This is a genomic window from Streptomyces sp. SAI-127, from assembly GCF_029894425.1.
Taxonomy (GTDB): domain Bacteria; phylum Actinomycetota; class Actinomycetes; order Streptomycetales; family Streptomycetaceae; genus Streptomyces.
The window spans coordinates 9,663,145-9,688,810 of record NZ_JARXYJ010000001.1; the positions used below are offsets into that span (position 1 = coordinate 9,663,145).

At 71.3% G+C, this 25,666-nt stretch carries 24 protein-coding genes; 9 read left to right on the plus strand and 15 right to left on the minus strand.

The window, feature by feature from the left end; genetic code table 11:
- Positions 1-2: 2 nt before the first annotated feature.
- Entirely contained in the window at positions 3-1,439 is a 1,437-nt protein-coding gene (locus M2157_RS44260) for a family 2B encapsulin nanocompartment shell protein (RefSeq protein WP_280868014.1), read from the minus strand.
- Between the two features lie 159 nt (positions 1,440-1,598).
- Positions 1,599-2,606, minus strand: a complete 1,008-nt coding sequence (locus M2157_RS44265; protein WP_280868360.1) for a zinc-binding alcohol dehydrogenase family protein — start codon at positions 2,604-2,606, stop codon at positions 1,599-1,601.
- 139 nt (positions 2,607-2,745) lie between these two features.
- On the opposite strand from M2157_RS44265, the gene M2157_RS44270 reads away from it, so the two are divergent.
- A complete protein-coding gene (locus tag M2157_RS44270; protein WP_280855492.1) occupies positions 2,746-3,546 on the plus strand; it encodes a VOC family protein in 801 nt (266 codons plus the stop codon).
- On the opposite strand, the gene M2157_RS44275 is transcribed toward M2157_RS44270, so the two are convergent.
- Positions 3,543-4,343, minus strand: a complete 801-nt coding sequence (locus M2157_RS44275) for a class I SAM-dependent methyltransferase (protein ID WP_280855491.1) — start codon at positions 4,341-4,343, stop codon at positions 3,543-3,545. The genes M2157_RS44270 and M2157_RS44275 overlap by 4 nt on opposite strands.
- A gap of 74 nt (positions 4,344-4,417) precedes the next feature.
- On the opposite strand from M2157_RS44275, the gene M2157_RS44280 reads away from it, so the two are divergent.
- Positions 4,418-4,999 carry a TetR family transcriptional regulator gene (locus M2157_RS44280; protein ID WP_280868015.1) on the plus strand — a complete coding sequence of 194 codons (582 nt, stop codon included), beginning with the start codon at positions 4,418-4,420 and terminating at the stop codon, positions 4,997-4,999.
- 22 nt (positions 5,000-5,021) lie between these two features.
- Positions 5,022-5,717: a ribonuclease H gene (locus M2157_RS44285; RefSeq protein ID WP_280868016.1), complete on the plus strand. Its 696-nt coding sequence runs from the start codon at positions 5,022-5,024 to the stop codon at positions 5,715-5,717.
- Positions 5,718-5,738: 21 nt separating this feature from the next.
- On the opposite strand, the gene M2157_RS44290 is transcribed toward M2157_RS44285, so the two are convergent.
- From M2157_RS44290 to M2157_RS44300, 3 genes are all read right to left on the minus strand, one after another.
- Complete coding sequence (locus tag M2157_RS44290) at positions 5,739-6,191, minus strand: SRPBCC family protein (protein WP_069758491.1); 453 nt, start codon at positions 6,189-6,191, stop codon at positions 5,739-5,741.
- 81 nt (positions 6,192-6,272) lie between these two features.
- Positions 6,273-7,097 carry a tyrosinase family protein gene (locus M2157_RS44295; RefSeq protein WP_280868017.1) on the minus strand — a complete coding sequence of 275 codons (825 nt, stop codon included), beginning with the start codon at positions 7,095-7,097 and terminating at the stop codon, positions 6,273-6,275.
- 32 nt (positions 7,098-7,129) lie between these two features.
- A complete protein-coding gene (locus M2157_RS44300; RefSeq protein WP_280868018.1) occupies positions 7,130-7,468 on the minus strand; it encodes a tyrosinase cofactor in 339 nt (112 codons plus the stop codon).
- Positions 7,469-7,807: 339 nt separating this feature from the next.
- Here M2157_RS44300 and M2157_RS44305 point away from each other — a divergent pair, with 339 nt between their 5' ends.
- From M2157_RS44305 to M2157_RS44315, 3 genes are all read left to right on the plus strand, one after another.
- Positions 7,808-9,019 (plus strand): FAD-dependent monooxygenase, encoded by a 1,212-nt coding sequence (locus tag M2157_RS44305; protein ID WP_280868019.1) that lies wholly within the window; start codon positions 7,808-7,810, stop codon positions 9,017-9,019.
- 95 nt (positions 9,020-9,114) lie between these two features.
- On the plus strand, positions 9,115-10,593 hold the full coding sequence (locus M2157_RS44310; RefSeq protein ID WP_280868020.1) for an MFS transporter: 1,479 nt from the start codon (positions 9,115-9,117) through the stop codon (positions 10,591-10,593).
- A complete protein-coding gene (locus M2157_RS44315) occupies positions 10,590-11,171 on the plus strand; it encodes a TetR family transcriptional regulator (RefSeq protein WP_280855484.1) in 582 nt (193 codons plus the stop codon). The genes M2157_RS44310 and M2157_RS44315 overlap by 4 nt, the downstream gene beginning before the upstream one ends.
- Here the strand turns inward: M2157_RS44315 and M2157_RS44320 are convergent.
- Positions 11,168-12,865 (minus strand): cholesterol oxidase substrate-binding domain-containing protein, encoded by a 1,698-nt coding sequence (locus tag M2157_RS44320; RefSeq protein ID WP_280868361.1) that lies wholly within the window; start codon positions 12,863-12,865, stop codon positions 11,168-11,170. The genes M2157_RS44315 and M2157_RS44320 overlap by 4 nt on opposite strands.
- A 151-nt stretch (positions 12,866-13,016) precedes the next feature.
- Between M2157_RS44320 and M2157_RS44325 the strand changes: the two genes are divergently transcribed.
- Together M2157_RS44325 and M2157_RS44330 are read left to right on the plus strand one after the other, a co-directional pair.
- Complete coding sequence (locus tag M2157_RS44325) at positions 13,017-14,000, plus strand: aldo/keto reductase (RefSeq protein ID WP_280868021.1); 984 nt, start codon at positions 13,017-13,019, stop codon at positions 13,998-14,000.
- Between the two features lie 84 nt (positions 14,001-14,084).
- Positions 14,085-14,570 carry a DUF6328 family protein gene (locus tag M2157_RS44330; protein ID WP_280868022.1) on the plus strand — a complete coding sequence of 162 codons (486 nt, stop codon included), beginning with the start codon at positions 14,085-14,087 and terminating at the stop codon, positions 14,568-14,570.
- Between the two features lie 121 nt (positions 14,571-14,691).
- On the opposite strand, the gene M2157_RS44335 is transcribed toward M2157_RS44330, so the two are convergent.
- From M2157_RS44335 to M2157_RS44350, 4 genes are all read right to left on the minus strand, one after another.
- Positions 14,692-15,129, minus strand: coding sequence for an SsgA family sporulation/cell division regulator (locus tag M2157_RS44335; protein ID WP_266520182.1), 438 nt, complete (start codon positions 15,127-15,129; stop codon positions 14,692-14,694).
- A 61-nt stretch (positions 15,130-15,190) separates the two neighbouring features.
- Positions 15,191-16,246, minus strand: a complete 1,056-nt coding sequence (locus M2157_RS44340; RefSeq protein WP_280855481.1) for a hypothetical protein — start codon at positions 16,244-16,246, stop codon at positions 15,191-15,193.
- Entirely contained in the window at positions 16,243-17,949 is a 1,707-nt protein-coding gene (locus tag M2157_RS44345) for a transposase (RefSeq protein ID WP_280868024.1), read from the minus strand. Before M2157_RS44345 ends, M2157_RS44340 begins: the two co-directional genes overlap by 4 nt.
- Positions 17,950-18,209: 260 nt before the next feature.
- Positions 18,210-19,181 carry an LLM class F420-dependent oxidoreductase gene (locus tag M2157_RS44350; RefSeq protein ID WP_280868025.1) on the minus strand — a complete coding sequence of 324 codons (972 nt, stop codon included), beginning with the start codon at positions 19,179-19,181 and terminating at the stop codon, positions 18,210-18,212.
- An 86-nt stretch (positions 19,182-19,267) separates the two neighbouring features.
- Here M2157_RS44350 and M2157_RS44355 point away from each other — a divergent pair, with 86 nt between their 5' ends.
- Complete coding sequence (locus tag M2157_RS44355; RefSeq protein ID WP_280868026.1) at positions 19,268-20,695, plus strand: serine hydrolase domain-containing protein; 1,428 nt, start codon at positions 19,268-19,270, stop codon at positions 20,693-20,695.
- On the opposite strand, the gene M2157_RS44360 is transcribed toward M2157_RS44355, so the two are convergent.
- The 4 genes from M2157_RS44360 to M2157_RS44375 form a co-directional block, all read right to left on the minus strand.
- Entirely contained in the window at positions 20,687-22,333 is a 1,647-nt protein-coding gene (locus M2157_RS44360) for a serine/threonine-protein kinase (RefSeq protein WP_280868027.1), read from the minus strand. The two genes, M2157_RS44355 and M2157_RS44360, sit on opposite strands and share 9 nt — an antisense overlap.
- A 152-nt stretch (positions 22,334-22,485) precedes the next feature.
- Complete coding sequence (locus M2157_RS44365; protein WP_280868028.1) at positions 22,486-23,445, minus strand: threonine/serine dehydratase; 960 nt, start codon at positions 23,443-23,445, stop codon at positions 22,486-22,488.
- A 69-nt stretch (positions 23,446-23,514) separates the two neighbouring features.
- The gene (locus tag M2157_RS44370; RefSeq protein ID WP_280868029.1) at positions 23,515-24,489 is read right to left on the minus strand and encodes a polyprenyl synthetase family protein; all 975 of its coding nucleotides are present in this window, start codon (positions 24,487-24,489) and stop codon (positions 23,515-23,517) included.
- Positions 24,486-25,526: a tetratricopeptide repeat protein gene (locus tag M2157_RS44375; protein WP_280855474.1), complete on the minus strand. Its 1,041-nt coding sequence runs from the start codon at positions 25,524-25,526 to the stop codon at positions 24,486-24,488. The genes M2157_RS44370 and M2157_RS44375 overlap by 4 nt, the downstream gene beginning before the upstream one ends.
- Positions 25,527-25,666 lie beyond the last annotated feature (140 nt).

The window sequence follows — 25,666 nt, forward strand, 5'->3', positions numbered from 1 at the left end:
GGTCACTCGGCCGTCCGGCCGATCTGGGCGCTCTCCAGGATCCCGACCGCGTCGGGCACGAGGATGGCCATCGAGTAGTAGGCGGTGACGAGGTAGCGGATGATCGAGTTGGTGTCGATGCCCATGAACCGTACGTTCAGGCCGGGTTGGTACTCCTCGGGGATGCCGGTCTGGTAGAGCCCGATGGCACCCTGGTCGCCCTCCCCGGTGCGCAGCGCGATGATGCTGCTGGTGTGCTGCGGGCTGACCGGGATCTTGTTGCAGGGGAAGATCGGCACCCCCCGCCAGGCGGGGATCTCGTGCCCCTCGACGCTCGCCGTGCCCGGCACCAGACCGCGCCGGTTGCACTGCCGGAAGAATGCCGCGATGGCCTTCGGATGGGCCAGGAACAGCTTGGTCTTGCGGCGCATGGCGAGCAGTTCGTCCATGTCGTCGGGGGTCGGCGGCCCGGTGAAGGTGCTGACGCGCTGGCCGTGGTCGGCGTTGTGCAGCAACCCGAACTCCCGGTTGTTGACCAGCTCCCACTCCTGGCGCTCGCGGATCTCCTCGATGGTGAGCCGGAGTTGCTGCTCGGTCTGGTCCATCGGGTTGTTGTAGAGGTCGGCGACCCGGGTGTGGACCCGCAGCACGGTCTGGGTGAGGGACAACTCGTACTCGCGCGGGGCGAGTTCGTAGTCGACATAGCCGCCGTTGATCGTCGGCTCCCCGACGTGGCCCGCCTGGACGGGGACGTCGGCCTCGCCCTTGCGGTTCATCGGCAGGCTCTGGCGCCGCGCGTAGGCCTCCAGATGGGCCGCGAGGGACGGCACCCGCTCGGTGAACTCGGTGACCACCGACCAGGGCAGGGCCAGCACCACGCCCGCGGTCTCGGCCCGGACCGAGCTCAGCCACAGCGGATCGGGCTGTCCTATGGCCTCGTCGCCCATCTGGGCGCCGTCGGTGACGACACCGACGATCTCCTCCTCGCCGTACTTGCCCTCGGTGAAGCGGGTGAAGCGGCCGTGCACGACGAGGTAGGCCTCCGTGACCGGCTGCCCGGCCTCGACCAGGACCTGGCCGGCGCGGATGTCCCGGACCCGGAAGCGGGTCGCGATCTCCTTGAGGACCTCGGTGTCGGAGTAGCCGCGCAGAGCGGGGAGTTCGGTGAGTGTCTGGGGGATGACCCTGATGTCGTCGGCGCCGTTCTGCTCGAACTGCACCCGGCCCCGGCCCACCCGGAGCTGGAGGCGCCGGTTGACCCGGTAGGTGCCGCCCTTCACGTCCACCCACGGCAGCATGCGCAGCAGCCAGCGGGAGCTGATGGCCTGCATCTGGGGTTCGGACTTGGTGGTGGTGGCGAGTTGCCGGGCGGCCGTGGTGCTGAGGCTGGTGAGCCGGTCTTCGGACGGGGGGTCGGGTTCGTCGACGGCGGGGCCGGTGGCGCTGTCCGGTGTGGACACATTCCCTCCTGGGAGGTGAGCGGGCTGGCCTTGCGCGAGGTTCAGCCAAACAGCTGGGGCGGCCTCCTGATCAGGGCGTGAAGGGGGCGGCTTCACGGTCGTGAAGGTGTAAACCTTGCGGGTGAGGCAGTCGGCGCACCATGAGTGCCCCCGCGCTCCTCAGGACAGGTCGTTCACCAGTACGGCCGCCCCGTCGAAGCGCCCCGCCTTCAGGTCCCGCAGCGCCCGGTCGGCCTCCGACAGCGGATACGTGTGCGTGGTCGCGCGCACACCGTGCCGGGCAGCCAGGGCCAGGAACTCCCGGCCGTCCTCACGGGTGTTGGAGGTGACGCTGCGCACCTGCTTCTCGTAGAACAGCTCGCTCTCGTAGTGCAGCGCGGGCACGTCGCTGAGGTGGATCCCGGCGATCGCCAGCACCCCACCCCGGTCGAGGGCCCGTAGTGCCAGGGGGACCAGGTCACCCACCGGCGCGAAGAGGATCGCGCTGTCCAGCGGCTCGGGAGGCATCTCGTAGGCGTCCCGCGCCGAAGCGGCTCCCAGCTGCAGCGCCAGCGTCCGAGCGGCCGCACCACGGGTCAGGACGTGCACGGTGGCACCCTCGGCCAGTGCCACCTGTGCGCACAGATGGGCGCTGCCCCCGAAGCCGTACAGCCCGAGACGCCCGCCCGGTGGCAGCGAGGCCCGCCGCAGCGCCCGGTGGCCGATGATCCCCGCGCACAGCAGGGGAGCGAGCGCCACGTCGTCGAGCCCGCCGGGCAGCCGGTAGGCGAAGGCGGCCGGTACGACCGTGTACTCCGCGTAGCCGCCGTCGGCGTCCCAGCCCGTGTACCGGGAGGCCGGGCACAGGTTCTCGGACCCGCGCACGCAGTACGCGCACGTCCCGTCGGTCCGCCGCAGCCAGGCCACCCCCACCCGCTCACCCGCCTCGAAGCCGCGCACCGCCGCACCGAGCCCGGCCACCACGCCGACGACCTCGTGCCCGGGCGTGACCCCCGGCCGGTGCACCGGCAGATCCCCCTCGCTGACGTGCAGATCGGTGCGGCACACTCCGCACGCGCGCACGTGCACGAGAAGTTCGTCGTCGCCCGGCACCGGCACCGGCCGTACGACGAACCGGAGACCGCCTTCCTCGACCGGTCCCGGAGCCGCCACCGACCACGCCCGCATCGTCATGGAAGTTCCCGCCCTCGGAGAGTGTCCTTTCTGTCCAGTCTGAAGCGGAATCGTCCGTTCGACGCGCGGTCGGGCGCACCCGTGACTAGCGTGTGGAGTCGGACCGACCACCGATTCGGGAAAGGCCCAGATCATGGCCGTACAACCTGAGGGAACCCCCTGTTGGGCCGATGCGATGTTCAGCGACGTCGAGGGGGCCAAGAGCTTCTACGGCGACGTTCTCGGCTGGACCTTCGGCGAGGCGTCGTCGGAGTTCGGCAACTACACGCAGGCCTACGCGGACGGGAAGGCCGTCGCCGCCGTCGTGCCGCCGATGCCCGGTCAGGAGGGCCATTCGCAGTGGTGCCTGTACTTCGCGTCGGCAGATGTCTCCGCCACCGCCGGCAAGATCCGTGACAACGGCGGCGAGCTGCTCATGGAACCCATGCAGGTCGGCGACTTCGGCACGATGTGTCTGGGCCGCGACCCGAGCGGCGTCGTCTTCGGCGTGTGGCAGGCAGGCACCCATGAGGGCTTCGAGGCGCCGCCCGAGCAGACGGGGGCGTTCTGCTGGGCCGAGGTCTACACCCGCGAACCCGAGAAGTCCGACGCGTTCTTCCCGGCCGTCTTCGGCTACAGCGCCCGGCAGATGCAGGACGACGCCGTCGACTTCCGTATGTTCAACCTCGGCGACAACACCGTCCTCGGTCGCATGAAGATGACGGACGACTTCCCGCCCGAGGTGCCGGCGTACATCAACGTCTACTTCACCGTCGACAACTGCGACGACGCCGTCGCTCGCGCCACCAAGCTCGGCGGCATCCTGCGCTTCGGGCCCATGGACTCGCCGTTCGGCCGGTTCGCCGCCCTCAGTGATCCGCAGGGCGCGAGCTTCTCGGTGATCGACGTGACGACGACCCAGGGCGACATGCCCCAGATCTCGGACGTGCCCTAGCTGGTGCGTACTGCCGTGACCACCACGGCGGTGTAGTGCATCGAGAAGCTCCCGCCCATCGCGTCGACGGCGTCACCGAGACCGCTGAGCAGGGCGTCGAGCTTCTCGGCGGGCAACTGCCCGTGGCCGCCGAAGGTGGGTACCTGGTCCAGCCACTCCTCGCGGGTGTAGACCCGGTCCCACTCGAAGCGCCACTCCTCCGGCTCACCGAAAGCGGCCGCCTTGCGGATCCCGTCGGCCGAGGTGGCGCAGACGCCCGCGTAGGCGTCCGGGCCGGTCATCCGGCGCCAGTCCATCGGCATGCCGGGCACGGCCCGGGCGTACGCCTCGGTGAACGCCTCGGCCACGTCGTGCGCGGGCTGGAAGGCGTTCCAGAAGAGGGCCAGCCGTCCGCCGGGCCGCAGCGCCCGGGCCGCCCGGTGCGCACCGGCGACGGGGTCGACCCAGTGCCAGACGGTCCCCGCCACCACCGCGTCGAAGTCGCGGCCCGCAGGATCCCAGTCCTCGAACTTGGCGACTTCGACGTCGAGCCCCTTGTGACGCGCGAACGCGGCCATCCGGGCGTCGGGCTCCACCCCGAGCACCCGGCAGCCGTGCGCCCGGAACGCCAGCCCGGCGATACCGGTGCCCGTGCCGACGTCCAGGACATCCGGGCCGGGACTCCCGGCGGCGATGCGCTCCACCAGGGCGTCGGGATAACGGGGGCGGGTCCGGTCGTAGCGCGCGGCGTCCGCGCCGTACGACTCGGCGATGGCGCGCTGGGTGTGCGACTGCTGTTCCTGAGCTGGAGTGGGCATGCGCCCACTCTAAGTGGGCGCATGCCCACTCGACAAGAATCAGGGAGGATGTTCGAGAAGGAGTGAGGTGGGCCGTGCCGACAGGGATCGCCATCCGCGATGTGCGGGAGCAGTTGTTCGACGCCGCCGAGCGGATCCTGCTGCGGGACGGGGCGAACGCGCTGACCAGCCGGGCGGTCACCACCGAGGCGGGGGTCGCGAAGGGGGTTCTGCACCGCCACTTCGAGGACTTCGACGCGTTTCTCGCCGAGCTGGTGCTCGACCGCATCGGGCGTATCGAGGCCCGCTCGCGGGCCCTGCGCGAATCGGCGGGGAGCGGTGCCGTCGTCGACAACCTCACCGCGGCCCTGACCGACCTCTTCGGGACGATCGCGCTGCGGATCGTCGGCCTGGTCATCGCGCGCGACGCCCTGCGGGCCCGGTTGCGCGAGGCGAGGGGTGGGGGAGTGCCGGTGCTGCGGGAGGCGACGGCGATGGTGGCCGGCTATCTCGCCGCGGAGCGCGACCTGGGGCGCGTCCCGGCAGACGCCGAGGTGGACCTGCTCGCCCCCGCGCTGATCGGGGCGGCGCATCTCCTCTTCGCCGACACGGAAGGGGCGCCACCCGGGGACGGGGAGGTCCGCAGGGTCGTGGCCACGGTGGTCACGGTGGAGTGAAGGAGCACCGTCCGCTCATGGCATGATCGAGCGCATGCGTGAACGACTGGTGGCCGCGTGCGACGGCGCTTCGAAGGGAAATCCGGGACCCGCGGCCTGGGCCTGGGTCATCGCCGACGCGTCGGAGACGCCGGACCGCTGGGAGGCCGGGCCGCTCGGCAGGGCCACCAACAACGTCGCCGAACTCACCGCACTGGAGCGGCTGCTGGCGGCGACCGACCCGGAAGTGCCGCTCGAGATCCGGATGGACTCGCAGTACGCCATGAAGGCCGTCACCACCTGGCTGCCCGGGTGGAAGCGCAACGGCTGGAAGACCTCCGCGGGCAAGCCGGTCGCCAACCAGGAGCTGGTGGTCCGGATCGACGAACTGCTCGACGGGCGTTCGGTCGAGTTCCGTTACGTCCCCGCCCATCAGGTCGACGGCGACCCGCTGAACGACTTCGCCGACCGCGCGGCCAGCCAGGCGGCGATCGTCCAGGAGCCCGCGAGCAGCGAACTCGGCTCCCCGCAGCCGCCGCCGTCGCCGGACACCCCGAAAGCCGACCGCCCCGCCCGGGCCAAGTCGCCCAAGCGGAGCGGCGGTTCGTCTCCTCGTACGATCAAGGCCAAGTTCCCCGGCCGGTGCCTGTGCGGACGTTCCTATGCGGCGGGCGAGCCGATCGCGAAGAACGCCCAGGGCTGGGGGCACCCGGAGTGCCGTACGGAAGCGGCCGGTTAGCGGCCGGTCGGAGCGCGAGGGTCAGATGACCGCCCCGCGCCACTCGCCGGTCTCCTGACCACGCTCCTCGATGAACGTCTTGAAGCGCTCCAGGTCGCCCTTGGTCTGCCGCTTCACGAACCCCAGCTTGTCGCCGACCTTCTCGGTGATGGTGTCAGGATGGAAGTCCATCTGGAGCATCACCTTGGTGTGGGCGTCGTCGAGGCGGTGGAAGGTCACCGCACCCGCCTGCTTGGCCTCGCCGGCGATCGTGGTCCACGCGACCCGCTCGTCCGGGATCTGCTCGGTGATCTCCGCGTCGAACTCCCTGTGCACCCCGTTGACGTTGGTCACCCAGTGCGTGAGCGTGTCGGTGCGCTGTTCGATGCGCTCGACCCCGCTCATGAACTCGGGGAAGGTCTCGAACTGCGTCCACTGGTTGTAGGCGGTGTGCACCGGCACGCCGACCTCGATGGATTCCTCGACCTGCGACACGGGTGAATCCCTCCTTCGTCTTCTCGGTGTGTACGGCGCGGGTACCGCACGACCTGTTGGGCAAACCGGACGAGACAACCGTTACTCGCTGTCGAAGGCGTAGTGACGGGTGTGGTCCAGCAGGTCCGAGGGGCGCTCGTCGTTCCACGGCCGCATGGGCTCGTCGAGGTCGACGACATCGGGTGTTCCGCCGGCCGGGACATAGCGGGAGTCAGGATGCCGCCGCTGCCACTCGGCCCACAGCTTGTCCACATAGGCGTGGTGGAGCCAGAACACCGGATCGTTGGGGGAGACCCCGGTCGCCATCTGCCCGCCCACCCAGACATGGACCCGGTTGTGCAGATTGACCCCGCGCCACCCCTCCAGATGGTTGCGGAAGCCGTCCGACGCGCTGTTCCAGGGCGCCATGTCGTACGTCGCCATGGACAGCACCGACTCCACCTCGCCGCGGGTCGGCAACTCACGTACGCCGCTGCCGAGCGAGCGCCGCAGATACGTACGGCCGTCGACCCGTACGCTGATCGGCCAGTTGCCGCCGGCGGCGGCGAACGGGCCGTCCATCACCCGCCCGTCCCGGCTGCGCCCGGTGCCGCCGAGGAAGTCGGGACCCCACAGCGAGGCGCGCGGGGAGCGGTCGGTGCTCCAGTCCCAGTAGGGGAGTGCCACCGAGGCGTCCACCGACTGAAGGGCACGCTCGAAGTCGAGCAGGAATCTGCGGTGCCAGGGCAGGAAGGAGGGCGAACGGTGGCCGGTACGCTCGCTGTTGTCGGTATCGGACATGATGAAACCGTTGTGCGTGGTGACGAACGCGTCGTAGCGGCCGCTGCGCTTCAGCTCCAGGACGGCGGCGACGAAACGCCGCTTCTCGTCGGCGGTCAGGGCTGCCTGGTTCTTGCGGACGGTCATGTGCGGATGCTCCAAAGAGGCGTACGGGGCGGTCAGTTGGCGGGGAACGGCAGCAGCTGTGCGCCCTGGAGCTCGTCCACGGCGGCCCGGGCGGCGGCGCGCGGGGTGGGCACCGGGTCGTAGTGGCTGACGACGCTGATCCAGCTGCCGTCGGCGTTGCGCATCACGTGCAGGTCCCTCCCGTCGACCGTCACGGCGTATCCGTGATGACCTCCCGGCCGGCCCTGTATCCGGCGGCCCTTGTAGACCTCGTCGAAATCCTCCGGTGCCCTGTGGTGGTGTTCTTCGGCGGACGCGCGCGGGGCGGCGACGGCCGTTGCAGCGAAGGCGGCAGTCGCGGTGAGCGCGGTACGGCGGGTGAGTTCCGGCATGCGGTGAACCTCCTGAGTCGACGGACTCCGCATGCCTATCGGCCCGGCCGGGAGCGGGAGAAATCACCCGTGACCGGTTGGCTGCGATCCAGACAATTACCAACATGTCGTACAGTGTTGAACAAAGATGATCTTGCTGTGGAGAGGGCTTTCGGGGGCCTGGTCGGAGGAATTCCTTCTCGTCCCGATCGTGATTCCGGTGATCCTTTGCGAGTGGGCCCGCCGGTAGTGGCCCGCCTCACGTGCGGAAAGTGACGTGATCCGAAGCGCGGGTCGCGCATCTCCGGCTGCTACTCTGCGTTGCCAATCGACCGCTTTGAGTAATCACTAGGGGTGCGTGTGAAGGTCGCCTGCGTCGGCGGCGGGCCCGCCGGTCTGTATCTCTCGATCCTGCTGCAACGGCAGGACCCGTCCCACGACATCACTGTCCACGAGCGCAACCCGGAGGGCTCGACCTACGGCTGGGGCGTCACCTACTGGCGCGGACTGCTCGACAAGCTCCACGCCCACGACCCCGAGTCGTCCCGCGCTATCGAGGAGGCCTCGGTCACCTGGAACGAGGGCGAGGCCCGGGTACGGGACCTGGTCACCCGGCGCGGCAGCGACCCGGGCTTCGGCATCGGCCGTCATCGCCTGCTGGAGATCCTCGCCGAGCGGGCCCGCTCGCTGGGGGTGCGGCTGGAGTTCGAGCACGAGATCACCGACGGCAACCTCCCCGAGGCCGACCTCGTCGTGGCCGGCGACGGCGTGCACAGCGCCCTGCGCACCGGACACGCCGACCACTTCGGCGCCGAGATCAGGGAAGGCCGCAACCGCTACATCTGGCTCGGCACCAGCAAGGTCTTCGACTCCTTCACCTTCGCCTTCGTCGAGACCGACCACGGCTGGATCTGGTGCTACGGCTATCCCTTCGGCCCCGAGGGCAGCACCTGCGTCGTCGAGTGTGCGCCCGAGACGTGGACCGGCCTCGGCCTCGGCAGTGCGAACGACGCCGACGGACTCGCCCTGCTGGAGAAGCTGTTCGCCGACGTCCTCGACGGCCACCCCCTGATCGGCCGCTCCGCCGGCTCGGGCAGCGCCCAGTGGCTCAGCTTCCGCACCCTCACCAACCGCACCTGGCATCGCGGCAACCTCGTCCTCCTTGGCGACGCCGCCCACACCACCCACTACTCCATCGGCGCCGGTACCACCCTCGCCCTGGAGGACGCCATCGCCCTGGCCGACGCCCTGCGCCGGCACACCGAACTTCCGCAGGCCCTCGACCGCTACGAGCGGCAGCGCAAGTCGGAACTGCTCTCCATCCAGAGCGCGGCCCGCTACAGCGCCCAGTGGTACGAGAACCTGCCGCGTTACATCGGCCTGCCCCCGGAGCAGATGTTCGCCCTGCTCGGCCAGCGTCACTCGCCGCTGCTGCCCCATGTCCCGCCTCAGCTGTACTACCGGCTCGACAAGGCCGCCGGGCAGCTGGAGGCGCTGCGCAGGATCAAGCGCTGGCTCGGCCCGAGGGTGGCGCGCACCGTGCACGCACGGGAGCTGGCTTCTCGAAAGTAGCCTGGCGGCCCCGAAAGGGGTATTGGGTGAATGGCGATTCACCGCTAGAGTGAATTGTCATTCACCCAGCTTTCCGTATCGAGTCCGGAGCGCCGATGGACCAGCAGGGCCCGATATCCCCGCCGCGCGGAGCAAGCCTGCGGACCCGGCTCACCGTGCCGGTGCTGGCGATGTGCGGCACGCTCATGGCCGTCATGCAGACCGTCGTCGTCCCGCTGCTGCCGGACCTGCCCCGGCTGACCCACTCCTCGCCCGGCGCCGTCTCCTGGATGGTCACGGCGACCCTGCTCGCCGGTGCGGTCCTCACCCCGGTGCTCGGCCGTGCCGGTGACATGTACGGCAAGCGCCGGGTGCTGACCGGCGCCCTCGGTCTGATGACGCTCGGCTCGGTGATGTGCGCCCTGTCGTCCGACATCACCGTGCTCATCGCGGCCCGCGCCCTGCAGGGTGCCGCCGCCTCCGTGGTGCCGCTGTCGATCAGCATCCTGCGCGACGAACTGCCGCCGGAGCGCCGGGGTTCCGCGGTCGCGATGATGAGCTCCACGGTCGGCATCGGCGCCGCGCTCGGTCTGCCGCTGGCCGCGATGATCGTCCAGTACGCCGACTGGCACACCATGTTCTGGATGACCAGCGCCCTCGGCGCCCTGGGGGTCACGGCCGTGGCGTGGGCGGTCCGCGAGTCGCCGGTGCGACAGCCGGGCCGCTTCGACGTGGCGGGCGCCCTGGGACTGGCCGTGGGCCTGGTGAGCCTGCTGCTCGGGGTGTCCCAGGGCGGGCAGTGGGGCTGGGGCAGCCCCCGGGTCCTGAGTCTGTTCCTGGTGGCCGTCGCCGTCCTGGCCCTGTGGTGGTGGCGCCAGCTGCGCACCGACCAGCCCCTGGTCGACCTGCGGCTGGTCACCCGGCCGCGCGTGGGCCTGTCCCATGTGGCCGCCCTGCTCACCGGCTTCGCGTTCTACGCCAACTCCCTGGTCACGGCCCAGCTGGTGCAGGCGCCGAAGGCCACCGGCTACGGACTCGGCCTGTCGATCGTGGCCACCGGCCTGTGCCTGCTGCCGGGCGGAGTCACCATGCTCCTGTTCTCACCGCTCTCGGCCCGCATCTCCGCCTCCCGCGGTCCGCGCATCACGCTCGCCCTCGGCGCCGCGGTCATCGCCTGCGGCTACGCGGTACGCATCGCGGACAGCCGCGATCTGTGGATGATCATCCTGGGCGCGACCGTGGTGGCCACCGGCACCACCCTCGCCTACTCGGCGCTGCCCACGCTGATCCTGCGCGCCGTACCGGCCGAGCAGACGGCCTCCGCCAACGGCGTCAACGTCCTGATGCGCACCATCGGCCAGGCCACCTCCAGCGCGGCGGTCGCGGCGGTACTGGTCCACCACACCAGCCCGGTCGGCGGCGTGCTCGTGTCCACCCTGCACGGCTACCTGCTGGCCTTCGCCATGGCGGGCGCGGTCGCCCTCGCGGCGTGCGCGGCGGCGCTGACCATCCCCGGCGATTCCGCCCCCGAGGGGACCCGCCGGGCCAAGGGCCGCACCCGGGGCGCGCGGGACGAGGCAATGGAGGGAGCATGAGTGCCGTGAGCACTACGCCCCCCACCACCTCCACCCGCCGGGACGCCGAGGCGACCAAGGCCGCCATCCTCAGGGCTGCCCGCTATCTCCTGGCCCGCACCCCCCACGCCGACATCACCCTCAAGGCGGTCGCCGAACGCGCCGGAGTCAGCCCGCCGTTGATCGTGAAGTACTTCGGCAACAAGGACGCCCTCTTCGCCCGCGTCATGTCCTTCGAGTCCGACGCGACGGCCCTGCTCGACGCCCCCCTGGACGAACTGGGCCGTCACATGGTCCGCCACGTCCTCACCGGCCAGATCGAGCGAGGCGCCGACCCCCTGCTCCGGATCGCGTTCGCTCCCGTCCAGGGCGAACACGGTGACATCCTGCGCGTCAACTTCCGCTCCCAGGTGGTCGCACGCCTCGCGGAGCGCCTGCAGGGCCCCGAGGCCGGCCTGCGCGCCGAACTGGCGGTGGGCACCCTCCTGGGCCTGGGCGTGATGTACGGCATCGCCCGGGGCACCGACCTGAGGGCGACCGCCGTGGAGGACGTGGTGGACCGGTACGCCCCCACGGTGCAGGCCCACTTGACGCCCTAACGGAACAACCGGTCCAGGAAGGCGTTACCGAACACGCCGTGCGGATCGAGCCGGTCCAGCACCCCCGCGGCCTGGCCCCACACCGCCTCACCGAACGAACCGGGAATGGCCGTCCCCAGCACCTCGTCGTCCTCCCACACGGCATCGTCCGTGTAGGCCCACCCCTTGGACCACTCGACGCGAGTCCCGTCGTAGCCATCGATGAGGAACTGCTCGATCTCCCGCAGGAAGGCCTCCGCGTACGGCGTCCCCGGCAGCGTGAGGATGTCCAGCCACACAGCCGTGTCCCTTTCGGGATGCGCCTGATCCGCCCGCAGCGCCGAGAGCAGCGGAGCCCGCGCCCCCTCCAGCTCGGCCTCGGCAGGATCATCGAGCCCGGTCACCCTGATCTCCACCGTTCCATTGACAGGGAACCGCCCCTGCGCGGTGTACGCGGCGAGCCGCTCCCGGTAGAAGTCCGTGAACTCCGAGACGACACGCTGCACTTGGTCCCGGCTCGTCAGGACCGCGTACCCGTTCGCGGTCACCCTGAGCGTCGTCGGCTTGATGTAGAGCAGCGTGTTCTTGGACGGCCCCCAGATGTCCGCCGAGAGTGTCGCCGTGAGCCCCACGGTCGCCACGTCGAGCTGCGCGTTCCCGAGCACGGGCGCGAGATACCAGGCCGCCTCCGACAGCATCCGCCCGGCCAGATCCGCCACCAGGGTCGGAACGTTGTCGGAGAAGGGATAGTTGTACGGCGAGGTCACGCGCCGCGAGGTCAGCGGCCTGGTCGGAGCCACGCTCCACACCTTCAGCCACGGGAACTCCGTGTAGGCGAACCAGATCGCCTCGACCCGCCCGGCCTCCTCCAGGAAGCTCGCGAAGGTCCGCCCGTCGCCACCGGGAGCCGCGAAGAGCTCGGCCGCCGCGATGTCGACCCGGCTGACACACCGCAGATTGCTGTTGGCGCCGACCCGCAGCACGACCTCGGTGACGAAGGCCCGTCCGAGATGGGTGAGCAGGGCGGCACTGTCGGCCTCGGCACGGCTGAACTCACGCAGACCGTACGCCCTGCTGTCCTCGTCCCACACCACCGCCGTCAACGACAGGATGCGATTGCTGAGTGAGCCGTACGTCTGTCCCGGCAGCCGCTGCTCCCCGTCGGCCGGAACGGCCGTGCCGTGCGCGTCGACCGCCAGCGCGCCGCCCAGGGTGAGGTCGCCGGGGGCGGGCGCGGCGGTGACCCCGAGCCCGTGCTGCTCCAGATAGGTGAGCAGCGCCTCCAGCGTGACGCCGGTGCCGGCCCGCACGGCGGAGGCGGAGTCCAGGGACAGGCCGGTGAGGTGGGAGGCGGTGTCGACGAGGAGGACGGGCGCGTCCGACGCCGTGCCCTCCGTGACGGTGAGGGGCGACCAGCCGTGCGAGGAGCCCCGGGCGCGCACCCGCCAGCCGTGCCGCCAGGCCCAGTTGACGACCTCGGCCACCTGGTCCGGGCCGGTCGGGGCACAGGCCCACAGCCCGTCGGCGGTGATCTCGCCGACCCAGTTCCGGTACGCCGAACGGTGCAGGGCCACGCCCGCCGGGAAGTCGGGCAGTTCCTCGGCCGCGGCCGCCGGGTCCGCCGGCAGCAGAATCGGTACGGCGGCCAGGGCCGCGGCGCTGAGAAGGAAGCCGCGACGGGACCAGGACGAGTCGTCCTGCGGATGGTTGCTCACTGAACGATCAGTCACGGGATCACGCTAGGCGCTCGTTGACACGTGCATGCCTTACGTCGACGCGTGTCACCCATGTGAGTGAAAAATTCACCGACGTCGGCCCGGAGCGGCCCGTTCCGCGCAGGTCGGTCACGGATGACAGACTGACGCCATGGACGAGCGCACATTCGGCAGGTCGCAGCAGCACGCATCCGTAGTTGGACTCGGCACCTGGCAGCTGGGGGCCGACTGGGGGGACGTCGACGACAAGGAAGCCCTCTCGGTGCTGGAGGCGGCGGCCGAGTCGGGAGTCACCTTCTTCGACACGGCGGACGTGTACGGCGACGGACGCAGCGAGCAGACCATCGCCACCTTCCTCAGTGGCCGTCCCGACCTGCACGTGCTGGTCGCGACGAAGATGGGCCGCCGGCTCGACCAGATCCCGGAGAACTACGTCCTCGACAACTTCCGCGCCTGGAACGACCGTTCGCGCCGCAACCTCGGCGTCGACCGCATCGACCTGGTCCAGCTGCACTGCCCGCCGACGCCCGTCTACTCCACCGACGAGGTGTTCGACGCCCTCGACACCCTGGTCGAGGAGGAGCGCATCGCCCACTACGGCGTCAGCGTCGAGACCTGCGAGGAGGCACTGACGGCGATCGCCCGGCCGGGTGTGGCGAGTGTGCAGATCATCCTCAACGCCTTCCGCATGAAGCCGCTGCGCGAGGTGCTCCCCGCCGCGCGGGAGGCGGGCGTCGGCATCATCGCGCGGGTCCCGCTGGCCTCGGGCCTGCTGTCCGGCAAGTACACCAAGGACACGGTCTTCCCGGAGAACGACCACCGCGCCTACAACCGGCACGGCGAGGCCTTCGACGTCGGCGAGACCTTCTCCGGCGTGGACTACACGACCGGGGTCGAGGCCGCGGCCGAGTTCTCCGCGCTCGCCCCCGAGGGTTACACCCCGGCCCAGCTCGCCCTGCGGTGGATCATCGAGCAGCCGGGCGTCACCACCGTCATCCCCGGCGCCCGCTCGCCCGAGCAGGCCCGCGCCAACGCGGCCGCCGCCAAGCTGCCGCCGCTGTCCGACGAGACCCTCGCGGCCGTCCGGGACCTCTACGACCGCCGGATCAAGGACCAGGTCGAGAACCGCTGGTGACCCACGCCCGGCTCCGGGAGGCGGTTTCCCGCCGCTCCCGGAGCCGCGCTGTTTGAACGATCAGTCACCGGATACCCGTACCGCATGGTCGAGACGGTGAGACGGACGGGCCGCGACGAGACCGAGGACGAGCGCGCGGACCGCATGTGGGGCGAGCTCATCCAGGAGATACGCGTCGCGCAGACAGGTGTTCAGATCCTGTTCGGCTTCCTGCTCACCGTGGTGTTCACACCCAAGTACGACGACCTCGCTCACACCGACCAGGTCATCTACATCGTGACCGTCGTCCTCGGCTCCTGCGCCACCGGAGCCCTCATCGGGCCGGTCTCCCTGCACCGCCTCGTCTCGGGGCGGCGCATCAAACCCCAGGCCGTGCGGATCGCTTCCCGGCTGACCTTCGTGGGGCTGGTTCTCCTGCTCACGACGATGACGGCAGCCCTGCTGCTGATCCTGCGGGTCGCGACCCACGACTCCTGGGTGCCCTGGCTCGTCACGGCAGTGGTGGCCTGGTACCTGCTGTGCTGGTTCGCGGTCCCCCTGTGGACCCGGCGCCGCTACACGACGAAGTGACGCGGAGCCCGTCCAGCTGCCGGTCGTGAGCATGCCTTCATCGTCGGGGCAGGGGGCCGACGGCGGCATGAGTACGGCTACTCGGCCCGCGTGCGCGTCAGCCCCGTCCCCGCCTCCAGGCTCAGCCGCCCGCGATGACCGAGGCCAGGAAGTCGTCCACGCGGACCTCTTCCTGTCCCGGCGGCACGATCTCGCGGGTCTCGCGCAGGAAGGACGCCAGCGCCGGGGCCCAGGCGAAGACCACGGCGTGCTGGCGGCCGCCGTCGGAGCGGGCGTCGCCGTAGAACTCCATGCGGAGCTCCTCCCAGACGCCGGTCGAGACGGGGCTGAGGCGTACGTCCCCGACTCCGACCGGACCGCGCAGGCCCTCGGCGAGCATCTCCCGGTCCAGCCGCCACCGCGCCAGCACCCGGCCGTCATGGCTGAACACCGCGGTGACGGCGAACGGGTCCGCCGCGTCGTAGCCCAGGTGGGCGAGCACGGGGCAACGGCCCGTGCCGCCCGCCTGCAGCTGCACGACGAGAGTCTTGTGCGCGGTTCTGCGGACGAAGGAGTTCACCTGAAGGCCTCCGGGAAGAGCGACGTGTCGCCCTCTAGTACCCCTCATACGCCCAAGATGCTCAGCCGTCCGGGTGATTCCCCTTCGCGGTGCGCAGGGCCGTGATGCACGAGGCGATGGCCTGCTGGAGTTCCTCCAGCTGCTGGACCATGTCGTCCTCGTAGAAGTCCTCGGCGTCGTCGAAGGTCAGCTCCTCGAACACCTTGGTGGCCTTCTGGAGGCTGTTGTAGAACTTCGTCCGCCGCTCCTGGACCCGGAGGTCGGGGTCGGCCTCCACGGCCTCGGCGACGAGGGACTTCATGGTGTCGAAGGCCTCGGCCGCCCACTCGCCGGTGTCCTCGTCCTCCTCCAGCTCCTCGAGGAGGGACAGGTGCCGCTCGGCCTCCTGGCGCAGGTCCACGGGTGCGTCGATGGTCTGCCCGGCCGGGGTCTTGACCTGACCGGACTCGGCGATCTGGCGGACGTAGCCGATCCGGTCGGCCGCTCGGCTCTCGGTGGCCACGGCCTTCTTCAGGTCGTCCGTGCGCACCACGTCCCGGGCCAGCGAGGCCTGGAGCTCCGGGTCCTCCTTGATCCGGTCGAGCAGTGCGCTGCGCGCGGCCCGGGCGGTGGAGGGGTCGGCGAGGATGGCGGCGCGCAGCGCGGTCGGGTTCTCGGCGACCTCCAGGGCCTTGGTGGGCCGGATGCCCTCGGCCTCGGCGGCCTCGGCGATGGCGGTGCCGCGCTCGGAGCCGGCGCTGTTGCGGGAGACGTAGTAGTCGAGCCACACGTCCGCGTCCGGCAGCTCCACCTCCTGGCCCGGCGCCAGCGCCTCGAAGTGCGGGACCATGCCGTCGTCGGCGGCCCGGTCCCAGGCCTTGTAGTAGCGCATGACGCGCTCGGGCGAGCAGCCGGCGAGCTCGGCGAACTCCTTCGCGGACACCTTCGGCGTCTCGTCCGCGCTCTGGCCGCCGGGCCGCACGCTGCGCGCCACCATCAGGCCGAAGGCCCATCCGCCGGTCCGCGCGTAGACACCGAACTCTCGGGCGTCCCGCGCGACGAGGTCGGACAAGGGCGCGCCGGACGTCTCGACCGGGGCCTCAAAGGACGTGTCGGACGGGTCGATCGCTAGGGTCACGGGTGTTTCTCCTGGGCAGGCTCGTTCGGACCGCACGCTGTGCGGGTCGGAAGCCTATTGCACCGTTCCTGAAGACTGAGCGGGAGTGGGTCCTGTTGCCAGGACGCATGCTCAGCCGGGTGTCCCGAACGGTGTTGGGCACCTTGGTCGCCTGCTTTCGCACCACGGCCCGGTGGCGCGCATCGTGTGCGCGGTCCGGGAATGTGGGGGCGGGTTTCCTCACGCCGAAGAATCTCCGGTCGGGCCTGGGCGGTCCGATGCCCCGCACCATCACTCTGGTGGGACGGGGGCGGTGTCGTCCGTCGCCTGATCGGGTGTCCGAGGGCGCGTCGCCCGATCGCGATGCTCGCCGCATCGTGCCGGGACATTGTGCGTCGCGGGGTGGTGAGCGGTTTCTGCCAGTGCTGGGCGCCCCAGCGGCTGGTGTAGGCGGGGTCGACCGCGACGACGGCGATGTCCTGCTCGGCGGCCATCGACACCAGCCGGGCCCTGAGCTTCGCGGTGGGGAAGCGGGAGAGGAGGCGGCGGAAGCGTTTGTTGCGGCCGTGCTTCTCGCGGCTGGTGCCGTCGGTGAAGTCGAGGTCCTCGATGGCGATCGCGGCAGCCCCGCAACGTTGGGTGTGGTGCAGCAGCCGGGTCAGGGCGTGCCGGATCTGCGCGTCCCGGTGCTGGGCGGTGCCGGTGAGGTCGTAGAAGTAGCGCTGCGGTTCGCCGACCGGGTTGCCGTGCACATCCAGGTGCCAGGCGGCGAGGTGGTCGTCGTTCATGTCCACCCCCACCACGCCCCGCGCCAGCGCCGCCTGAAGCGGCAAGGCGGGAGGGGCGGCGCGCTGCCAGGACGCGGTGACATACCAGCGGCCGCGCACCGGATCGTGGTGGATGCGGTAGGCCACCGCCCGGTTCGCGGTGACCCGATCACGCCACTCCTGCCCCCGATACTGGAACCGCACGGTCGCGTCCAAGACGTAGCGGCCGTGAGGTGCGTTGGCCAGGTGGGCCAGCGGAGCCGGGAGCTTGAGCGATAACTGGCCGGTGTCGGTGACGCGGATGGTCTTGTTGCCCAAGCGTTTGCCGGACTCCCCGTCGGCGGCCAGGAACATCAGCTCCGCCCGCCAGCGCTCCCGCCAGGCGTGCTCGTCCAGTCCGGCCGCCGCAAGGTGGTGGCGGGTGTTCGCGAGGCGTTTGCCACCACGCACTACGCGCACCCGGCCCGCCGCCCAGTCCGCCTCCACTATCGCGAGCCGGTCCTTGAGCATCTGCAGGCGGCGGGACTTGGCGTGCCACTCGACGCGCGTGGCATAGCCGCGCACCAGCCCTGCCCGCCTGTCGGCCTTTGCACCGAGAGGCCGGGCCAGCCGCGCCTTGATGGAGGCGATCTGTCCCCGCAGCCAGGCCGCGTGGGCGGCCTGCCCGCGCCTGGCCAGCGCCCACTGGTCATGGGTGGCCTTGGTGATACTGCCCGCCCACCGAGCCGACGACCTCCCCGTCAGCTCCCGCTTGCGTACCGCCCACCCCGCGGCATCATGTGCCGGCCCCTGCCGGGACCGCTCCGCGAGATCACCGGCCGCCAGCGACCCCAAGTAGACACCGACCTCGGCCAGCACCGCCGCGTCCGCATCCGACACCCGCAGCCGGTCCCGGATCGCCACCCCGGCCGGGCCGGGCACCACGAACGACGCCGCCACCTCCCTCAGTGTGCCCACTCGTACACCCCCGCCCTGCCGAAGATCCCCATCCACGGCAGTCAACGAGCAGCATCCGCAAAGGTCACCCATTCGACCCACGAACTCGCGTTCCCTGCCGAAACCGCAGGCAGCACACCCCCGTCAACAGACCCTCCTGGCGCGCAGATGAACCACCGCATCCAGTACGGGCGCTCACCCGCGCTCACCAGAAGTCACTTCTGCCAAGTCCAGCGCCAACAGTTACCAACCCTCGGGTACCGCCGGGCGGACCGGCCCGCTCAGGCGAACGCGTCGCGCAGCGCGGGCAGCAGCGTCTTCGCCGACCAGTCCAGGAACTCCGGTTGCGAGTCCCCGCCGATCTGCACCAGGGCGATCTCGGTGAAACCCGCCTCCGCGTACGGCCGTACGGCCTCGACGAAGGCGTCCGGGTCGTCGCCGCAGGGAATCGACCCGGCGACGTCGTCGGGCGTGACGAACTGGGTGGCCGCCTCGAAGGAATCCGGGTGCGGGAGCTCGGAGTTGACCTTCCAGCCGCTGCCGAACCAGCGGAACTGGGAGTGCGCCCGCTTGATCGCCGTGTCCCGGTCGGGGGCGTAGCAGACGGGCAGTTGCCCCACGCGCGGCTTGCCCTCGCCGCCGTGCCGGTCGAACGCGTCGAGCAGGCCCGCCTTGGGCTCCGTGGCGATGACCAGGTCGGCGAGGCGGCCGGCCAGTTCGCAGGACTGTTCGCCGGAGACGGCGAGGCCGATCTGCGGCGGCTCGTCCGGCAGGTCCCACAGCCGGGCCGACTCCACGTCGAAGTGGTTCCCGCGGTGGTTCACATGGCCGCCCCGGAACAGCGCGCGGATGATCTCCACGGCCTCTTCCAGCATCTCGTGCCGTACGTCGGCCGAGGGCCAGCCGCCGCCCACCACATGCTCGTTGAGGTTCTCGCCGGAGCCGAGCCCCAGCCGGAACCGGCCCTCCGAGAGCAGCTGCATCGTCGCCGCCTTCTGCGCCACCACCGCCGGGTGGTAGCGGAAGGAAGGACAGGTCACGTACGTCATCAGCGGAATGCGGGAGGTCGCCTGGGCGGCTGCCCCGAGCACGCTCCACGCGTACGGCGAGTGTCCCTGCGACCGCAGCCACGGGAAGTAGTGGTCCGAGGTCACCGAGAAGTCGTAGCCCGCCTCCTCGGCCCGCACCACATGGCCGACGAGATCTCGCGGGCCGGCCTGCTCGGTCATCATCGTGTATCCGATTTGCACCATGAGGGCCGAGTCCCCGGTGACCGGAGGGGAAAACGGGCTTCCGGGGCCCTCTCGATCAAGGCCGGAGAACGAGAGAGGATGCCCCCATGAGCTCCCTGCCCACGAGCACCCCCGCGGCCCAAGGCATCGACGCCGCCGGCATACAGGCCTTCCTCGACGCCCTCGAATCCGACCCGGCCATCGAACCGCACAGCCTGATGCTGCTGCGCCACGGCCAGGTCGTGGCCTCGGGCTGGTGGGCGCCGTACGCCCCGGACCGGGTGCAGCTCCTCTACTCGCTCAGCAAGAGCTTCACCGCGACGGCCGCCGGGTTCGCCCTCGCCGAGGGACTGATCGGGCTGGACGACCCGGTGATCTCGTACTTCCCGGAGTTCGAGGCCGAGGTCACCGACCCGCGCAGCCGCGCGATGCTCGTACGGCATGTGGCGTCGATGGCCAGCGGTCATCTCGAGGAGACGCTGGACCGGGCGCGCGCACAGGACCGCGACGAGCTCGTCCGGGGCTTCCTGCTGGTGTCGCCCGACCGGGACCCGGGCACCGTCTTCGCCTACAACCAGCCCGCCACCTACACCCTCGCCGCGATCGTCCAGCGCGTCACGGGCCAGAAGCTCACCGAGTACCTGCGGCCCCGGCTGTTCGAACCGCTCGGGATCGGCGAGATGGCCTGGATCCCCGACCGCACGGGCCGCGAGCTCGGCTTCAGCGGGCTGCACGCCACCACCGACGCCGTCGCCCGGCTCGGCCTGCTGTACCTGCGGGGCGGGGTGTGGGAGGGCGAGCGGCTGCTGCCCGAGTCATGGGTGGCCGAGGCGACGCGGGCCCAGATCTCGCACGGGGCACCGCCGGAGGGCGGCTGGTCGGACTGGCAGCAGGGCTACGGCTTCCAGTTCTGGATGGCGCGGCACGGATACCGCGGGGACGGGGCGTACGGGCAGTTCTGCGTGGTGCTGCCCGAACAGGACGCGGTGCTCGCGATCACCTCGGAGACCGTGGAGATGCAGAAGGTGCTGGACCTGGTCTGGGAGCATCTGCTCCCCGCGTTCGGGGCCGGTCCGCTGCCCGGCCGCGAGGCGGCGGACGCGGCCCTGGCGGACCGTCTGACACGGCTCGCGCTGCCGCCCGCCGAGGGCAAGGCGACCCCCGCGGACCGGGTCGAGGACTGGAACACCGCCTTCACTCCCTACGGCGGCACCTGCGCCGACCAGCCGTCCCTGAGCGCGGTCGAGGTGGACTCTCGGGGCCGCGTGACGCTGGTCGACGACGGCGACCGGCTGGAACTGGGGCTCGCAGCCGGGGAGGCCGGCTGGACGGTGGCGGACGAGCCCGTGCCCGTCGCGGTGAGCGGCGGCTGGACCGACGCGGAGACCCTCGTCGTCGACGTGGCTTTCCTGGAGACACCGCACCACCTGCTGGTGACGTGCGCGCTCGGGGACCGGACGTTCACCGCGCGCTGGCGCACCCAGCCCCTGCACGGCGGACCGCTGCGGCGGATGCGCGCGCCGCGCTCAGTCTGAGGGCACGCGGAGGGTGCTCAGGAAGGTGTCCAGCGCCACCTGGTTCGTGTCGTCGTTCCAGTCGGCCGCCGGGGTCGTCCAGCGCAGTGAGTAGCCCCGGCCCTCGCCGATGAGGAAGCCGCGGCCGAAGGTGCGCACCCGGGTGCCGTCGACGTCCTCGATCCACTGCATGTCGGCGGCCTCGCGGCCCTGGTAGGTCGCCGCGCGGATGTCACCGATGCGCTGGTAGCCGGGGTTGTCCTCGAGGCCCGGTTCCACGTCGTCGCGCCACACGGCCACGGCGTCCGTGCCGACGGCCTTGCTGTACGTGATGGCGAGCGTGCGCGGGTCACCGGAGGCGCCGAAGGTGACGCGGTACGCCAGGTCCTCCTGGCGTTGGGTCTCCAACGGCTTCCAGCCCTTGGGCAGGGCGATGGAGAAGCCTTCGGGGGAGTGGTACTCGCTGTATCCGGGCGGCAGGCCCGTGCCCGCGGTGGGAGAGACCGTTCGGCTCGGCGTGGGTGTGGGCGTGGGGGTGGGCGTCACTGGCGGTTCGACGCTCTGGTCGGTGCGGCTGCCGGGGGCGGTGACCGACGGGGAGGGGGCCGGAGGCGGCGGGGCGGGCGCGGAGGCGGAGGCCGACGCGGACGGGGCGGGCGCCTCGCCTGTCGTCGCGCTGTCGCCGTCGGGCAGCGCCTTGGTGACGGTGAGGACGGCGGCGGCCACCGTGACGACGGCCAGGGCGGTACCCGCGATCAGGAGCCGGCTGCTGCGGCCCGGGGCAACGCCGTGCAGGACGCGCAGCCGGGAGCGGGGTTCTTCCTCCGGGGGCGCGTAGGGGTCCTCGTCGAGAACCCGGAGGAGGGCGCCCCGCACGGCGGTGCGGCTCAGCCGCTCCCGGGAGTCCTTGCGCAGCAGCCCCTGCACGGTCGGGGTGAGGGGCCCGGCGCGCACCGGGGCCCGCAGCGGCAGCCGGTCGACTCCCTTCAGGGTGGCCGCGGGACGGTCGCGGTCCCGGAAGGGCGGGCGTCCCTCGACCAGCGTGTAGAGGATCGCGCCGAGCGCCCACAGGTCGGCGGCCGGCCCGATGCGCTCGTCACGGGCCTGTTCGGGGGAGGCGTACGACGGTGCCGAGAGCCGGGGGGCGAGGGTCGCGCCGGCCAGGCCCCAGCCGGTGACGACGACGGAGCCCTGGTGGTGCACGAAGACCTGGCCCGGGCTGAGTTCACCGTGCGTGACGCCCTCGCCGTGCGCCGCCTCGAGCACCTCCAGCAGCTCCAGGCCGATGCGCGCCGCCCGCACGTGGTCGAAGGTCCCCTGGCGGCCGAGGAGTTCGCCCAGGGGGATGCCGTCGATCGGCTCGGTGACGGTCCACAGGGTGTCCTCCTGCGCCACGGCGTCCACGACCGCGGCGATCCGCCCGGGGGAGAGCACCCGCATGGTCTTGGACATCCGGACGACTCCCGCGGCGGTGCGCAGCGAGGTCTCCTCGTCGGTGCCGGCCGGCAGCCCGATCTCGGTGAGCAGACAGGGGCGTTCGGTCGAGACGTCCTCGCCGTACCAGCAGGTCCGGTTGGTCTCGCGGTGCAGGATGTCCAGGGGCCGGTACCGTCCTGCGACCAACTCGTGTGTGGAGACGTGCGCCTTGACCATGGTCATCCCTCGCTGAACCCCTGGCTCTCACCTTTCACAGAGGTACGGCGGGTGCGGCGGGGTCTGTTCAATCAAATCGTCAACCGATGGAATCCGCTTTCTGGTTGCTCGGTTTCTGACTTTCGAGTCAGTAGAACGAACGCAGTCGGGCACTTCTCTCACCGCAGCCCGAACCGCCCGGCCCAGGCCATGACGTCGGCGGTGGTCGCGTTGCCGCCGCACACGACGAGGCCCAACCGGCAGTCGTCGCCGACCCGCTCCAGCACCCTCCGGGCGGCGGGCAGAAGACATCCGGCCGCCGGTTCGCCCCACACCTTGGCGTGGTCGGCGAGGTCGAGACAGCCCTGCACGGCCTCCCGGTCCGGGACCACCAGAACCTCGGTGACCAGAGCCGCCACATGGTCGTACGTCAGCTGCGAGACGGACGGGGCGCTCAGCGTGGACACGACCGAGGACAGCGCGACCGGCACCGGCCCGCCCGCGGCGAGCGCCCGGGACATGGCCTCCGCGCCCTCGGTCTCCACACCCCAGACCCTGACACCCGGACGACGTGCCCGCAGCGCCGCCGCGACCCCGGCGATCAGGCCGCCGCCCCCGACGCTGACGAGGACGTCGGTGAGGTCGCCCGCGTCGTCGGCGAGTTCCAGTCCGACGGTCCCCTGCCCCGCGATCACCAGGGGGTCGTCGAAGGGGTGGACCAGTGTCAGCCCCTCGTCCCGCAGCCGGTTCACGAGCGAGAAGGCACTGTCCATGTCGTCCGTGAGCCGCAGCGACGCCCCGGCCGCCGCCACGATCTCCACGGACCGGGCGGGCGCCGAACGCGGCATGACCACCGTCGCCTTGACGTCGAGTGCCGCCGCCATGTGGGCGAGGGCGATCCCGTGGTTGCCGCCGCTGACCGCCACGACCCCGGCCGCCCGCTCCGCCCGACTCAGCGACAGCAGCTTGGCCGTGGCCCCCCGCGCCTTGAACGAGCCGGTGCGCTGGAGCAGTTCGAGCTTGGCGGTGACGGGAGCACCGAGCAGCGCGGACAGGCCAGGGCTGGGCAGGGTCGGCGTGCGTACGACGTGTCCGGCGATCAGCCCGGCCTGCTGCTCGATGTCCGTGATCCCGATCAAGACGGTTCCTTCCGGCGGGGAGAGCTCTCCTCGAACCCTGTCCCGGCGGCAGGCGCCGGTCAACTCGGCTCAGAGATCACGCCGCAGCAGGTAGTCAAGCAAAGGCCGCAGCTCGTACGCCCTCTCCGCCAGGGCCATGCGACAGCGGGCCTCGGCGAGGGCGGCCGACCGACCGCCGCACTCCTCGACCAGGTCCGCCATCTCCTGCGGGGGCCCGTCCGACTCCAGGAGCCGCGCCAGACGCGCCGCCGCGGCTGTCGGCGAGTCGAGCGCGGCCAGTACCGGGAACGTCTTCTTCCGCTCCCGCAGATCGCCGTGCACGGGCTTGCCCGTGACCAGAGGATCGCCCCAGATCCCCAGGACGTCGTCGACGATCTGGAACGCGACCCCCAGATGCCGCCCGGCCCGGTCCAGGGCGGCCACCGTGGCCGGAGGTGCCCCGCCGAGCAGAGCGCCCAGCGCCGCCGCGCAGCCCAGCAGCGCCCCGGTCTTGTGCTCGGCCATGGCCCGGTACTCCTCCGGTCGCACCCGCTCCGGTCCCGTCCAGGGGCGGGTGGCGAACAGGAGGTCGTCCGCCTGCCCCCGCACCAGGTCGGACAGTGCCGCGGACAGGAGTCGTACGGCGTCGGATCCGGCGCCGGCCAGGGTCTCGACGGCCAGCGCGAACAGGGCGTCACCCGCGAGAACGGCCGGGCCGGTGCCGTACGCCTTCCACACCGTGGGGCGGCCGCGCCGGGCCGGGTCGCCGTCCATGATGTCGTCGTGGAGCAGCGAGAAGACATGCACCAGTTCCACCGCGACCGCCGCGGGCACCCCGGCCCGTCCGGGCGCACCGGCCGCCTCGGCACCCAGCACGGCGAGCGCTTGGCGCACCCCTTTGCCGCCGGACGCGACGGCGGGGGCGCCGCCGACCTCGCACCAGCCGAAGGAATAGGCGGCCATCTCGCTCACCCAGGGGTGCAGTCGGCCGACGGCCTCCTGGAGCGCCGGCTGGACCAACCGGCGGCAACGGGTGAGGACTTCGGGAGCGGCGAGCGTGGTCACCGTACCGCCTCCGTCCGCACACCGAACTCCTCCTGGGCCCGTGCCACCATCTCCCGCGCGTGCCGCAGCCCGGTCCGCTCCAGCACGCGGGCCAGATCGTCCAGTTCGGCCGCGGTCTCGGCGCGGTCGCGGCCCAGGCGGGCCAGGGACTTGGCGAGCCCCAGCCGGGCCAGGGCCTCCCCGCGAGGTTCGCTCATGGCGCGGAACCCGGCGAGCGCCTGCTCGTACAGGTCGCGGGCCTCGGGGTAACGCCCCGCGCGGTAGAGAACGTTGCCGCGCATCTTGTGGTTGTAGGCCAGCGCGCTGGACAGGTTCATCTCGCGGCAGGTCGTCTCCGCCTCGGACAGCAGGGCGAGGGCCCGCCCGGTGTCGCCGTCGCGCACGGAGACGAGGTCGGCGAGCCCGCGCAGCGCCCAGGCATGACCGCGCCGGTCGTCGGCGCCCGCGGCGATCCGGGCCGCCTCCTCGAACATGGCGAACGCGGTGTCGTAGGACCCCGTGTTGCGGTGCATCTGCGCGATGCCGGACAGCGCCCACACCGTGTGCCGGGCCTCGCCACGCCGTCGGGCCTCCGCCAGCAACTGTTCGTGCAGCCTGCCGACGGCCTCGTAGTCGCCCTGGATACGGCCGGTCTCGGCCAGGCCCGCCAGCGAGTAACCGCGCACCACGACATCGCCGCCACGCTCGCCGAGCTCGGCCGCCAGCCCCAACAGCCGCCGGGCCAGGGCGAATCCGCCGCGCTGGCGGGCCAGTGTGCCGCCGCTCCACAGCGCCCAGGCCATGCCCGCGGTGTCCCCGGCCCGGCGGGCGGCCCGGTAACTCGCCTTCCAGGCACGGTCGGCGTCGGCGACCCGGCCGAGCCTGCGCAGCGCCTCGGCGACCGCGAGCCCGGAGCGGGCCTCCTCCCCGTGCCGTCCGGCACGCTCGGCCGCTCTCAACTGCTCGGTGCCGACGGCCAGGACCTCGTCCAGCGAGGAGTTCACGGAGAGGGTGGTGAGCGCGCCCTGGTACTCCGGTGCGAATGCCTTGCCGTACATGCATGCCTTTCCGTCCGTATACACCTCATCTATACATGCTGTGTATACATGGTGTGCATAGTGCCTCGAAAGTGAGCCCCGACCCAGGGGCCGGGGCATCATCCGTTGCCGGTCAAGACGTGGACGGAGCCGGACGGGTT

What these genes read in the sequence shown, in the direction of transcription:
- M2157_RS44265 (WP_280868360.1), bottom strand. Translation starts at nt 2,606, where the DNA reads ATGCGGGCGTGGTCGGTGGCGGCTCCGGGACCGGTCGAGGAAGGCGGT.
- M2157_RS44270 (WP_280855492.1), top strand. Translation starts at nt 2,746, where the DNA reads ATGGCCGTACAACCTGAGGGAACCCCCTGTTGGGCCGATGCGATGTTC.
- M2157_RS44275 (WP_280855491.1), bottom strand. Translation starts at nt 4,343, where the DNA reads ATGCCCACTCCAGCTCAGGAACAGCAGTCGCACACCCAGCGCGCCATC.
- M2157_RS44285 (WP_280868016.1), top strand. Translation starts at nt 5,022, where the DNA reads ATGATCGAGCGCATGCGTGAACGACTGGTGGCCGCGTGCGACGGCGCT.
- M2157_RS44295 (WP_280868017.1), bottom strand. Translation starts at nt 7,097, where the DNA reads ATGACCGTCCGCAAGAACCAGGCAGCCCTGACCGCCGACGAGAAGCGG.
- M2157_RS44300 (WP_280868018.1), bottom strand. Translation starts at nt 7,468, where the DNA reads ATGCCGGAACTCACCCGCCGTACCGCGCTCACCGCGACTGCCGCCTTC.
- M2157_RS44310 (WP_280868020.1), top strand. Translation starts at nt 9,115, where the DNA reads ATGGACCAGCAGGGCCCGATATCCCCGCCGCGCGGAGCAAGCCTGCGG.
- M2157_RS44315 (WP_280855484.1), top strand. Translation starts at nt 10,590, where the DNA reads ATGAGTGCCGTGAGCACTACGCCCCCCACCACCTCCACCCGCCGGGAC.
- M2157_RS44325 (WP_280868021.1), top strand. Translation starts at nt 13,017, where the DNA reads ATGGACGAGCGCACATTCGGCAGGTCGCAGCAGCACGCATCCGTAGTT.
- M2157_RS44330 (WP_280868022.1), top strand. Translation starts at nt 14,085, where the DNA reads ATGGTCGAGACGGTGAGACGGACGGGCCGCGACGAGACCGAGGACGAG.
- M2157_RS44350 (WP_280868025.1), bottom strand. Translation starts at nt 19,181, where the DNA reads ATGGTGCAAATCGGATACACGATGATGACCGAGCAGGCCGGCCCGCGA.
- M2157_RS44355 (WP_280868026.1), top strand. Translation starts at nt 19,268, where the DNA reads ATGAGCTCCCTGCCCACGAGCACCCCCGCGGCCCAAGGCATCGACGCC.
- M2157_RS44360 (WP_280868027.1), bottom strand. Translation starts at nt 22,333, where the DNA reads ATGACCATGGTCAAGGCGCACGTCTCCACACACGAGTTGGTCGCAGGA.
- M2157_RS44375 (WP_280855474.1), bottom strand. Translation starts at nt 25,526, where the DNA reads ATGTACGGCAAGGCATTCGCACCGGAGTACCAGGGCGCGCTCACCACC.